Origin of the sequence: Mycobacterium sp. SMC-21, from assembly GCF_045310825.1 — a bacterium.
GTDB lineage: Bacteria > Actinomycetota > Actinomycetes > Mycobacteriales > Mycobacteriaceae > Mycobacterium.
In genome coordinates this window covers 103,344-115,209 of the sequence record NZ_JBJIAO010000011.1, presented here as the reverse complement: position 1 = coordinate 115,209, position 11,866 = coordinate 103,344, and the positions used below count along the sequence as shown (strand labels likewise).

Below are 11,866 nucleotides of genomic sequence, written 5' to 3'. Positions count from 1 at the left end.
GGCTATGACGCTGAACCTCACCGCTGACGAAGTGCTGACCTCCACCCGATCGGTCCGCAAGCGACTCGACTTCGAGAAGCCCGTGCCGCGCGAGGTGATCATGGAGTGTCTGGATCTGGCGCTGCAGGCGCCGACCGGTTCCAACGCCCAGGGCTGGCAGTTCGTCTTCGTCGAGGACGCGGCCAAGAAGAAGGCGCTGGCCGATATCTACCGCGCCAACGCCACGCCGTACCTGGACCTGCCCAAGCCCGAACGCGGCGATATCCGCGACCAGCAGATGGACGCCGTGATGGGCTCGGCCAAGTACCTCAACGAGAACTTCGAGAAGGCGCCGGTCCTGATGGTCCCGTGCCTCGAGGGGCGGCCCGACGGGATGGACGCCGGCATGCAGGCGTCGTACTGGGGCTCGCTGCTGCCGGCGGTGTGGAGCTTCATGCTCGCGTTGCGCTCCCGAGGTCTCGGCTCGGCCTGGACGACGCTCCACCTGATCGGCGAAGGGGAGAAGCAGGCTGCAGAACTGCTGGGGATCCCCTTCGACAAGGTCACGCAGGGCGGACTGTTCCCGATCGCCTACACCAAGGGCACCGATTTCAAGAAGGCCCAGCGGCTGCCGGCCGAGCAGCTCGCGCACTGGGACAGCTGGTGAGCTGGGGCGTCAGCTCGGTCAGATGCCCTCGGCGAAGCCGAGCTGACGCCACGCCTCGTACACCGCGACAGCCGCGGCGTTGGACAGGTTCAAGGACCGCCGCCCCGGGATCATCGGGATCCGGACCTGCTGGGTGATGTGGGGGTCGGCGAGGGTGTCGGCGTCCAGCCCGGTGGGCTCGGGCCCGAACATCAACACGTCATCCGCCTGGTAGGCCACGTCGGCGAACGACGAATTCGCATGCGCGGTAAAGGCGAACACCCGCGCCGGCAGGAGTGCCTGCCACGCGGATTGCAGATCGGGGTGCACCGTCACCGACGCCAGATCGTGGTAGTCCAACCCAGCGCGGCGCAGCTTCGGCTCGGACAGGTCGAAGCCGAGCGGCTCGACCAGATGCAGCTCGGCGCCGGTGGCGGCGACCATCCGGATCGCATTGCCGGTGTTCGGCGCGATGCGGGGTGAGTAGAACAGCACCTTCAGTGCCACCCTGCCGCCTCTCTGTCTGGGTCTAGGTGGGGCCGAAGTAGGTTACTGTGCCGCGGCGGAATCACCGACGCCGTGCGGCAGCTGGTTCAGATCGGCGTGCGGTGACACCAGTGCGTCCAGCGCGGTCATGCACAGGTCGACGGCGGCGTCACGGGAAAAGCTCTGCAGCTCAAGCCATTCCAGTGCGACTTCGCGAACCAGGGCCAGCCATCCGGACAACGCCACCGACACCAGGTCGCGACCGGATCCCGCGAGGTCCAGGGCGTCCAGGGCGTTGTCGCGCAGTCGGGTGAGTTCGAAGGTGATCGGGCTGCGCACCGCCGGGTCGGCAGCGATGGCGCTGCGATTGGCGATCATCATCAGCGTCAGGTTCTGTTCGTAGAACGTGTAGTGCGCGACGAGCGCACCGCGGATCTGTGCGCGCACGGTGTCGGTGGCGGTGAAGTGCGAATCGTGCGCGAGTTTCTCGTGGGCGCGTGCCCACAGCGCCGCGAACAATTCCTTCTTGCTGGGGAAGTAGTGGTAGATCAGCGCCCGCGAAATTCCGGCCTGTGCCGCGATGTCCTCCATCGCCACCTGCTCGAAAGGCAGGACAGAGAATGCCGCCATGCCGAGATCGAGAATCTGATCCCGACGTTGGTCGGGTGTTAACCGACTCCGTGCCATTCAGGCACTGTAATTCAACCGTTGACCGTATCCGTGCAGGGTCGATAGCCTCGTATTGGATTACGTCCAATAGGGGTGTGAAATGGTGGCGAAATGGTGGCTGACCATCTTCGGTGCGGTGTGCGTCCTGATCGGACTGGCACATCTGCTGATCGGTGCGCCGTCGATCATCGGTGGTGGACCCGTCAACGCCACCATCGATAGCGATCTGCGGTTCTATGCCGTGTTGTTCATCGGTTTCGGTGGCGGATTCGTCTGGGCGGCCGCGGACCTGCCCCGGCGCGCCGCGACAGTGCATGTGCTGGGGGCATTGTTCCTAGCCGGGGGACTGGCGCGGTTGCTCGCGATCTGGCAGACCGGCGTCCCGCACATCTTCTATGTCGCGATGATTCCGGTTGAGTTGGTGATCCCGGTCGTCAACTGGGCGCTGCTCAAACGCATCGCCTGACCATTCGATCGAATCTGCGGCCTCTTACCACACAACTGTGCAACACATAGGTCACGAACGCTGTTCGTTGGATGTGAAGCATGGAAACGGCTGCTCATCGCTGTCATACTGCGACAGATTGCCAGGCGGATTTCCCGTGCCCGAGTGGGCTGATAATCCGGCGGGGAACACCAATATGAACCAAGCGCCTGTAACCGATCGCGGACCCATGGCCGGCGGGAAAGCCGAGCCGCGATGACTGCTGCGCAACAGTTTTCGGCAGCCGACCAGATCACCCGCGCGCCCGCCAAACGCCCGTCCCGCTTCGCGCCGTCGAATTGGCCCGTCGCCTGGAAAGTTTTCGCCATCGCCTTTGTACCTCTGGTGCTGGCCGGCACGTTCGGCGGAATGCGCATCTATTCGGGCTGGACTGACGCCGCGGATTTGCGCCGCGCGGCGGACCGCGCCGAAATGGTGCCCGCCATCGAGAACTACATGGCGACGTTCGACGCGGCGCTGCTGGCCACGTCCACCGGCGGCGATGCGCAACAGGCGCTGAGCGCCTACGACGAGAGCAAACGACGTCTGCAGCACCGGCTGTCGGACACCGACGTCGCGACCGACGTCGGTACCGGCATCAAGACCCTGCTCGACGGTGGTCAGGGCCTGCTCAACAAGGTCGCGACCAACAGCATCGGGCTGCGCGAACGCGTGACGTTGTACGCGCCGATCCTGCTGACCGCCGAGGACACCATCACTGGTTCGGTGCGCATCGACGACGAGAAGATCCGCGCCCAGACGCAGGGCCTGAGCCGGGCCGTCGGCGCCCGCGGCCAGATGATGATGCAGCAGTTGCTCGTCACCCTCGGCGGCGAGCTGCCGGACAACGAACTGCGCAGCTCGATGACCACCCTGGCGGGCACGGAGCCGTCGACGTTGTTCGGCATGAGTGAAGTGCTGGGTGTCGGCTCGCCCGACGCGCAGAAGCTGGCCCAGGAGATGGTCAAGCGGATGTCGATGATGTCCGACCCGAACGTGCAGCTGGTCAACAATCCCGACCTGAGCCAGTCGATCCAGACCACCAGCGGCATCGCCGGAAAGCTGCTCGACAGTGTGTCCAAGACCGTCGTCTCGGCGGTCGAGGACCAGGCCACCGCCAAGCGCACCGAAGCCATCCGTGATTCGGCCATCGTCGGTGCCGTCATGGTGCTGGCCCTGCTCATCGTGTTGTACATGGCGCGGACACTGATCCGGCCGCTGCGGCGCCTGCGCACCAGCGCCCTCAAGGTCGCCCACGAGGACCTGGTCCGCGAACTCGACGAGGTCCGGTCGGGCGCCGACGTGACGGTCCGCCCGCTGCCGGTGCAGAGCACCGAGGAGATCGGGCAGGTGGCCCATGCGGTCGACGAGCTGCACGAGCAGGCCGTGCTGCTGGCCGGCGAGCAGGCCCGGCTGCAGCTTCAGGTCAGCGACATGTTCGAGACGCTGTCGCGGCGCAGCCGGTCGTTGATCGACCAGCAGCTGACCGTCATCGACCAGCTGGAGCGTGACGAACAGGACCCGCAGCGCCTGTCCAAGCTCTTCCGCCTGGACCACTTGGCTGCGCGGATGCGGCGCAACGGCGCCAACCTGCTGGTGCTGGCCGGCACCAACGTCCCGCACGAACAGGGCGAGCCAGTGCCCGTGACCGCGGTGATCAACGCCGCGGCGTCCGAGGTCGAGGACTACACCCGGGTGGCCATCGTGGCCGCGCCCGACACCGAGATCCACGGTTCGGTCGCCGGCGACCTGGTGCACATGATGGCCGAGCTGCTGGACAACGCGTTGCGGTATTCGCCGCCGAGTTCGGAGGTCCAGGTCTCGGCGGTGCATGCGCCCAACGGCGCCCTGGTGATCGAGGTCAGCGACAGCGGTCTCGGCATGACCGAAGCCGATCTCCGCATGGCCAACAGCCGTCTGCGTTCCGGCGGCGAGGTCAACACGTACACCGCGCGGCACATGGGCCTGTTCGTCGTCGGCCGGCTGGCCACCCAGCACGGCCTGGTCGTCCGGCTGCGCGACACCGTCGAAGGCGATCCCGATTCGGGCACCACCGCCGGCATCTACGTCCCGGTCGAGTTGCAGGCCGGGCTGCCCGCCATCCCGGACTTCGGCACCTACTGGGACGGCTCGTCGACCGCCGAGACCGGCGTGACCGACCTCCCGGGCCTGGGTCCCGACACCGGCGGGTTCGCGACGTTCGGCGCCGTCGCGCAGCCGCTCGCTCAGCCCCCGGCGCCGCCCGCGCCCTCGGTGGAACCGGCGTTCGTGGAACCGCAAACCCGCAACGGCTTCGGTGCCGGACCCGCCGACGCGGGCGACCTCAGCGGCGTCAACCTGCCGCAGCGCAATCCGGGAGCCAGCGGCATCGCCGGCCGTACCGAGTCGCCTGCCGAGCGGCCCGCTCAGGCGCCGACCGACACGTCGTCGTTCTTTGCCGCCCGGGCCCAGACGCCGCCCGCGGCGCCCGAACCCGCGCGTCCGGCGCCGGAGCCGGTCCGCCCGACGCCCCAGCCTGCGCCGCCGGTCCGTCCCGCCCCGACGCCCCAGCCGAGCCCCACCGCCGGAAGTGAGGACGCCATCTACCAGAAGATGCTCTCGGAATGGCTGATCGACGATCCCACCCAGTTGGCGAACAGCACCGACCTCGACTGGCAGACCGTGTGGGACCAGGGCTGGTCGGCGGCGGCCGCCGCGCAGGACGCGCCGGTCGTCGAGCACACCGAGGCGGGCCTGCCGGTCCGCCAGCCGGGTGCTCGGCTGGTCCCCGGCGCGCCCGACGAGGGCGGACACCCCGAAGGCTCCGACGAGGGAGCACTGCGGCGGGATCCCGCCGCAGTGCGGGCCAGCATCAGCGGACATTTCGGCGGCGTGCACGCGGGCCGGTCACAGTCCCGGGACACGGGAGGCCGGTGATGACCCGTACGACGCAGCGCGAGTCGCTGGATTGGCTGGTGACGAAGTTCGCCGACGAGGTGTCGGGGGTGGCGCACGCCATCCTGGTGTCGGCCGACGGTCTGCTGATGGCCGCGAGTTCGCGGATGCCCACCGAGCGTGCCGACCAACTCGCGGCCGTCGCCTCCGGGCTGGCCAGCTTGGCCACCGGCGCCTCCCAGCTGTTCGACGGCGGGCACGTACTGCAGTCCGTGGTCGAGATGGAGCACGGATACCTGTTGCTGATGCGCGTCGGCGACGGCTCGAACCTCGCGACGCTGGCGACCCGGTCGTGCGACATCGGCCAGATCGGCTACGAGATGGCGATCCTCGTCGAACGCGTCGGGACCGTCGTGCAGTCTGCCCGCAGGACCCGATAAGGACACATCATGGAGCCGACATCTGACGCCTGGGAGTCCGCATTCACCGCGGAGCAGCCCAGTCTGGTGCGGCCCTACACGCTGACCGCGGGCCGGACCACCACCGAGATCGAGCTGCCCATGGAGGCGCCGATCTATCCGCTGGCGGGCGCCCCGGCGTCGCACTGGCCCGGCAACGACGTGCGCGGCGAAATTCTCAAACTCGGTTCCACCCGGCCCTCGGTGGCCGAGGTCGCGGCAAAGTTAGCAATACCACTCGGTGTTGCGCGTGTGCTGATCGGCGACCTCGTCACGCAGGGTTATCTTCAAGTACACGCCACGCTCGGCACCACGGCGAGCATCGACGACCGGCGTGACTTGATCGGGAGGACACTGCGTGGCCTACGGGCACTCTGATCGGCACGCCCCCGCGTCGACGAAGATCGTCATCTCGGGTGGGTTCGGCGCCGGTAAGACGACGTTCGTCGGTGCGGTCTCCGAGATCATGCCGCTGCGCACCGAGGCCATCGTCACCAACGCCTCGGTAGGCGTCGATGCGCTCGCCGGCACCCCCGACAAGAACACCACCACGGTCGCCATGGACTTCGGCCGCATCACCCTCGCCGACGACCTTGTGCTCTACCTGTTCGGCACACCGGGGCAGCGCCGGTTCTGGTTCATGTGGGACGACCTGGTGCGCGGCGCCATCGGCGCGATCATCCTCGTCGACGTCCGCCGGTTGCAGGACAGCTTCGCCGCCGTCGACTTCTTCGAGGCGCGGGGTCTGCCGTTCATCATCGCCGTCAATGAATTCGACGGTGCACCAAGGCATCCCGGCCACGCGGTCCGCAAGGCGCTGGCGCTACCAGACCACATCCCGGTCGTGACCGTCGACGCGCGGCAGCGGCAGTCGGCGCGCGACGCGCTGATCACCGTCACCGAATACGCGCTGACGAGGTTGGGCGCCCCGGCCTAACGAGCCAGGTCCCACTGGCCGTAGTCGGCCGCCAGGATGTCGTCCTCGTCGACGTGGAAATCACCGATCATGGTGCCCGGGTCGGAAGCCGTCACCACCGTCGCCTGATACAGCACCGCCATCGGCGCGCGGGCGCCGCCGGACCAGGCCCGCGTCTGCCACGCCCAGCGATGTCCCGGCGTGGTGGAGCGACCGATGACGCCGTCGTCGGCCGCCCAGGTGACCTGGCGGGCACCACCGTAGATGCCGGTGCGCTGCACCCCGAGGACCGAATTGATGCCCTTGAACCATTGCAGCGCAACGTTTTTCCACGTGTCGGCGGAGATGTCCTCGTCGACGCTGAAGAAGATTGGCGCGGTGTCCGGCCCACCGGCCGCGCCATGCAGTCGCAGTGCGGTGCGGGCGTCGGCCACGCCGCCGTCGAAGCCGCGGGTGAAGTCCGACGGGCTGTTCACCCAGCCCGGCTTGCCGTACTGGTAGACGCTCACCACGTGCAGACCCGCTGCCCGCAGCGCGTCGGTGTAGCCGCGGCTGACGGGCTTGAAGTCGAACGTGGCCCCCGGCCGTAGCTCCGACACGTAGACGATGACGCCGGTGTAGCCGGCGGCGACGACCTGGTCGACGGGCACCTGGAGATGCGTGAAGTCGATCAGTTTGCCGTTGTCGGCGGAGCCGACGGGTTTGCCGTTGTCGGCCAAGGCAATCGGGGTGCCGACTGACGCGGCCAGTCCGGCGGCGGTCAGCGTGAGGAAACCACGTCTCGACAGGCGGTCAGCGGGGCGTGCCATGTCTGCCATGGGGGCTATCGTACGAACTCGTGACGGTTCCCGACGAGCACTGGCAAGACACGGAATTCACCGGAGTCGTCTTTCGTGACGAGTACGACGGGGACCTCAGTCGGCTGCGCACCGAGCGGGTCGTCTTCACCGACTGCGACTTCAGCGGCGTCGACCTCACCGAGTCCGAGCATTCCGGCTCGGCGTTCCGTAACTGCACCTTCCGCCGGACCTCGCTGGCGCACAGCACGTTCCGGCATTGCACCTTGCTGGGGTCGACCTTCACCGAGTGCGCGATGCGGCCCATCACCATGGTCGAGGTGGACCTGCGGCTCGCGGTGCTGGCCGGCTGCGATCTGCGGGCGGTTGACCTGACCGACTGCCGGCTGTCGGAAGCCTCGCTCGTCGGCACGGACCTGCGCAAGGCCGTGCTGCGCGCCGCCGATCTACGCGGCGCGCGGGTGCAGGACGCGAAGTTCGAGCAGGCGGACCTGCGCGCGGCCCGCACGGATGCGACGTTCTGGACCACCGCCGGGTTGCGGGGCGCCCGCATCGACGTCGATCAGGCCATCGCCTACGCCGTCGCCCACGGCCTGGACCTGTCCAGCTAGCCCCTAGTCGGCCTTCAGACGGATCCGCCAGCGCACGAAGCCGAGATAGCAGGCCGACAGCAGCAGCAGGGCACCGATGTCGGTCCACCACGCGCCGGTGGTGTGGTGCCAGAACTTGTCATTGGGCAGCACCGGCTCGGGGACCAATCTGGTCAGATCGATGGTCGAGGCCGACGATGCGAAACCCCACCGTGCCGGCGTGAGCCAGGACAACTGATCGAGCACCACGCGGCCGGTGACCGGAATCAAGCCGCCCGAGAACACCAACTGGCTCATGACGGCCACCACGAGCAGCGGCATGATCTGCTCGGCGGATTTGGCCAGACCGGACAACGCCAGACCCGTCATGGCGGCGGCCACACAGGTCATCGAAATGTCGACAAACATCTCGAGGCTGCGGCTCGGTATCACCGAACCGTTCGTGACCGCTCCGGCGCCCCAGCCTTTGCCCATGATCGTGATGGCCACGACGATGGAGGACTGGACGACGGCGAAGGCAGTGAACACCGCGACCTTCGCCGCCAGGTACGCGGTGGTGGACAGGCCGACGGCCTGTTCCCGCCGGAAGATCGCCCGCTCACCGATCAGCGCGCGAATGGTCAGCGCGGTGCCCATGAAGATGGCGCCGACGTTCATCATGACCAGGATCTGGCCGGGTTCGCTCGGTGCGGCGCCGAAATCAGGTGGGCCGGCGGCGAGTGGTTTACCGAAGCCCACACCGGATTTGTTGGGGCCGCCACCGGGCACCGAAAGGGACAGCACGCCCATGATGAACGGCAAGAACAGCAGGAACGCGGTGTAGGCGCGGTCGGCCAGGATCAGCTTCACCTGGCGTCGGGCGATGGTGGAGAACTGGCGCAGCAGCGACGTCTTCGCCGGCGCACCCAGGTCGGCCGGTGTCGCCGCGGGCGGCTGTGGTGGCGGCGGGCCGGAGCGCTGCAGGAACTGCTGGTGGGCCGCCTCTGGATCGCCGGCCACCGACGAGAAGATGTCGGCCCAGTTGGTGGTACCCAGTTCGGGACCGATCTGGCTGGGCGGGCCGCAGAAGGCCGTCATGCCGCCCGGTGCCAGCAGCAGCACCTGGTCGCAGACATCGAGGTAGGTCAGTGAGTGGGTGACCACCAGCACCACACGACCGGCATCGGCCAGCTGGCGCAGCATCGTCATCACCTGACGGTCGAGCGCCGGGTCCAGGCCGGAGGTCGGCTCATCCAGGATCAGCAACGACGGACCGGTCAGCAGCTCGAGCGCCACCGACGCGCGCTTGCGCTGACCGCCGGAGAGCTTCGCGACCCGGGTGTCCAGATGCTTCGTCATCTCGAGCTCTTCGAGCACCTGCATGACGACCTGCTCGCGGTCTTCCTTCGTGGTGTCCGGTGGCAGCCGCAGCTCGGCGGCGTACATCAGGGCTTGCCGGACGGTCAGGTCGCCGTGCACCACGTCGTCCTGCGGCACCATGCCGATTCGGGAGCGCAGCGAGGCGTACTCGGCGTGGATGTCGTGGCCCTCGAACGTGACGGTGCCACTGGTCGGATGGGTCAGGCCGGCGACCTGCTTGGAGAACGTCGACTTGCCGGCACCGGACGGGCCGATCACCGCGGTCAGCGTGCCGGGGCGGGCGTCCAGCGAGATGTTGTTCAGCAGGGTCTTGTTGCCCTCGATGGTCCACGTCAGGCCGTGGACCTCGAGACCGCCGGTGCGGGTGTCGGCGGTGGTCACGGTGCGGCGGGCCAGGGTGCCGCCGCTGTAGACGAGGTCGACGTTACCGATGGTGACGGTGTCGCCATCGCGGAGCATCGCCTCCTCGACCCGCTGGCCGTTGACGAAGGTGCCGTTGATGCTGCGGTTGTCGATGATCTGGGCACCGCCGCCCGCCGACGGGATCAACGTGGCGTGGTGCCGCGAGGCCAGGACGTCGGGGATGACGATGTCGTTGTCGGTGCCGCGACCGATCTTGATGGCTCCGGCCGGCACCTCGGCGTTGCGGCCGGGCCGCAGGATCTTGAGCATCGTCGTGCCGAGGTTGTTCTCGCTCGGCCGCGCCACGGCGGTCGGGCCGAACTGGGTGGCGGGCGAGCTCGACTCGTCAGGCGCGATTCGGGCCGGCGCCGGCCGGGACATCGGCGCCGACGGCGGCGCGTACTGCTGGGGGCCGGTCGGGTAGCGCGGTGGCTGTTGCTGGCCATACTGCGGCTGCGGGCCACTCGGATACTGCGGCTGCGGACCCGACGGGCTGAAGGTCTGCGGACCGCTCGGGTAGCGCTGCTGTGCCGCCGACGGCGGCGTGTACGGCTGCTGGCTGGGCCAGGTCGCGCTGGGCCGGTGGTTGGTCGACGGCGTGGGGGCGACGGGCATGGACGTCGTCGGCGGCGTGCCGGCCGGGCCCAGGTGCTGGCCGACCTCGAAGGTCAGCAGCGGTCCGTCGGGGTTACCGATGTTCACCGCCGAGCCGTTGTGCAGATCGGCGGCCGGGACACGCTGCCCGTTGACGTACATGCCGTTGAGGCTGCCGTTGTCGACCGCGACCCAGCGGCCGTGATCGAAACGCAGCATCAGGTGTGCGCGCGAGATCAGCGGGTGGGCGACGCGGAAGTCGGCGCGCAGATCGCGGCCGACGACGACGTCGTTTCCCGGGGCGAACGTGCGCGTGGTGGCGTCATGGCGAACGGTTAGCGCTGGCAGTGCGGCTGGTCCAGTCATCGAAGGCAACTCTATCCGCTGCCGGGGACTTTCCTGGGGACCAGCCGGGTCAGTACGGCTTGCCGGTGACCACGCAGTGGGTCCGGGTGTAGATGGTGGGCATGCACAGATTGCAGTGTGTGCAGCCTGATTTCGTGGTGTTGTCGGCCTGGATGCGGTTCAGCAGGTCAGGTTCGGCCAGCAGGGCCCGGCCCATCGCGACGAATTCGAACCCTTCGGCCATGGCCAAATCCATCGTGTCGCGGTTGGTGATGCCACCCAGCAGGATCAGCGGCATCGACAGTTCGGCCCGGAACTGGCGGGCCTGCTCGAGCAGGAACGCCTCCCGGTACGGATACTCGCGGAAGAACTTGTGTCCGCTCATCCGGATGCCCCACCGCAGCGGCGGCTTGAAGTTGGCGGCGAACTCTTTGACCGGGGCATCGCCGCGGAACAGGTACATCGGGTTCACGAGCGAGCTGCCCGCGGTGAGCTCGAGGGCATCGAGGTTGCCGTCTTCTTGCAGCCACTGGGCGGTCTGCAGGGACTCCTCGAGGGGGATGCCGCCGCGCACCCCGTCGGTCATGGTGAGTTTGGCGATCACCGCGATCTGATCCCCGACGGCCTCGCGCACCGCGGCCACGGTGCCGCGGGCCACCTTGGCCCGGTTGGCCAGGGAGCCGCCGAACTCGTCGCGGCGCTTGTTGATCAACGGCGACAGGAACGAGGAGGCGAAGTAGTTGTGGCCCAAGTGGACTTCGACGGCGTCGAACCCGGCGTCGATCGCGAGTGTGGCGGCGTTCGCGTGTGCGGCCATCACCGCGTCGATGTCGGCGCGGGTGGCTTTTTTGGCGAAGCGCATCGACAGCGGGTTGAAGAACCGCACCGGGGCCAGCGCTGTGGCTTTGTTGGTGCGGGGGTTGGCGACCGGGCCGGCGTGCCCGATCTGCGCGCTGATCGCCGCCCCCTCGGCATGCACCGCATCAGTGAGTCTGCGCAGCCCGGGCACGGCCTCGGGGCGCATCCACAACTGCCACCCATCAGTACGCCCGCCAGGGGACACCGCGCAATAGGCGACCGTGGTCATCCCCACCCCACCGGCGGCGGGCAGCCGGTGATAGCGGATCAGATCGTCGGTGACCAGCGCGTCCGGGGTCGCCGCCTCGAACGTCGCCGCCTTGATCACCCGGTTCCGCAACGTGATCGGACCGAGCTTGGCCGCACTGAAGACGTCAGTGGACACATTGGGCTGGGTGTTCACTTCCGC

The 11,866-nt window shown here is 68.1% G+C and carries 12 protein-coding genes; 7 read left to right on the top strand and 5 right to left on the bottom strand.

The features are described from left to right. Positions 1-4: 4 nt before the first annotated feature. Positions 5-646 (top strand): nitroreductase family protein, encoded by a 642-nt coding sequence (locus ACJH6H_RS13880; protein WP_406775072.1) that lies wholly within the window; start codon positions 5-7, stop codon positions 644-646. 18 nt (positions 647-664) lie between these two features. Here ACJH6H_RS13880 and ACJH6H_RS13875 read toward each other — a convergent pair whose 3' ends face one another. Together ACJH6H_RS13875 and ACJH6H_RS13870 are read right to left on the bottom strand one after the other, a co-directional pair. Continuing rightward, the gene (locus tag ACJH6H_RS13875; RefSeq protein WP_406775098.1) at positions 665-1,126 is read right to left on the bottom strand and encodes a tRNA (cytidine(34)-2'-O)-methyltransferase; all 462 of its coding nucleotides are present in this window, start codon (positions 1,124-1,126) and stop codon (positions 665-667) included. A 48-nt stretch (positions 1,127-1,174) separates the two neighbouring features. After that, positions 1,175-1,798, bottom strand: coding sequence for a TetR/AcrR family transcriptional regulator (locus tag ACJH6H_RS13870; protein ID WP_406775071.1), 624 nt, complete (start codon positions 1,796-1,798; stop codon positions 1,175-1,177). Between the two features lie 82 nt (positions 1,799-1,880). Here ACJH6H_RS13870 and ACJH6H_RS13865 point away from each other — a divergent pair, with 82 nt between their 5' ends. The 5 genes from ACJH6H_RS13865 to ACJH6H_RS13845 all read left to right on the top strand — a co-directional run bounded on the left by ACJH6H_RS13865 (position 1,881) and on the right by ACJH6H_RS13845 (position 6,533). Continuing rightward, complete coding sequence (locus ACJH6H_RS13865) at positions 1,881-2,246, top strand: DUF4345 domain-containing protein (protein WP_406775070.1); 366 nt, start codon at positions 1,881-1,883, stop codon at positions 2,244-2,246. Between the two features lie 234 nt (positions 2,247-2,480). Then, entirely contained in the window at positions 2,481-5,180 is a 2,700-nt protein-coding gene (locus ACJH6H_RS13860; RefSeq protein WP_406775069.1) for an ATP-binding protein, read from the top strand. Beyond that, complete coding sequence (locus ACJH6H_RS13855) at positions 5,180-5,578, top strand: roadblock/LC7 domain-containing protein (RefSeq protein ID WP_061001428.1); 399 nt, start codon at positions 5,180-5,182, stop codon at positions 5,576-5,578. The genes ACJH6H_RS13860 and ACJH6H_RS13855 overlap by 1 nt, the downstream gene beginning before the upstream one ends. A gap of 9 nt (positions 5,579-5,587) precedes the next feature. Then, a complete protein-coding gene (locus tag ACJH6H_RS13850; protein ID WP_318986835.1) occupies positions 5,588-5,974 on the top strand; it encodes a DUF742 domain-containing protein in 387 nt (128 codons plus the stop codon). Continuing rightward, entirely contained in the window at positions 5,955-6,533 is a 579-nt protein-coding gene (locus tag ACJH6H_RS13845) for an ATP/GTP-binding protein (protein ID WP_318986836.1), read from the top strand. The genes ACJH6H_RS13850 and ACJH6H_RS13845 overlap by 20 nt, the downstream gene beginning before the upstream one ends. On the opposite strand, the gene ACJH6H_RS13840 is transcribed toward ACJH6H_RS13845, so the two are convergent. Then, positions 6,530-7,330: a DUF1906 domain-containing protein gene (locus ACJH6H_RS13840; RefSeq protein WP_406775068.1), complete on the bottom strand. Its 801-nt coding sequence runs from the start codon at positions 7,328-7,330 to the stop codon at positions 6,530-6,532. The two genes, ACJH6H_RS13845 and ACJH6H_RS13840, sit on opposite strands and share 4 nt — an antisense overlap. 20 nt (positions 7,331-7,350) lie before the next feature. Here ACJH6H_RS13840 and ACJH6H_RS13835 point away from each other — a divergent pair, with 20 nt between their 5' ends. After that, entirely contained in the window at positions 7,351-7,920 is a 570-nt protein-coding gene (locus ACJH6H_RS13835; protein ID WP_318986838.1) for a pentapeptide repeat-containing protein, read from the top strand. Positions 7,921-7,923: 3 nt separating this feature from the next. On the opposite strand, the gene ACJH6H_RS13830 is transcribed toward ACJH6H_RS13835, so the two are convergent. Both ACJH6H_RS13830 and ACJH6H_RS13825 read right to left on the bottom strand, forming a co-directional pair. After that, complete coding sequence (locus ACJH6H_RS13830) at positions 7,924-10,620, bottom strand: FHA domain-containing protein (RefSeq protein WP_406775067.1); 2,697 nt, start codon at positions 10,618-10,620, stop codon at positions 7,924-7,926. A 49-nt stretch (positions 10,621-10,669) separates the two neighbouring features. Next, complete coding sequence (locus tag ACJH6H_RS13825; RefSeq protein ID WP_406775066.1) at positions 10,670-11,860, bottom strand: NADH:flavin oxidoreductase; 1,191 nt, start codon at positions 11,858-11,860, stop codon at positions 10,670-10,672. Between the last annotated feature and the right edge of the window lie 6 nt (positions 11,861-11,866).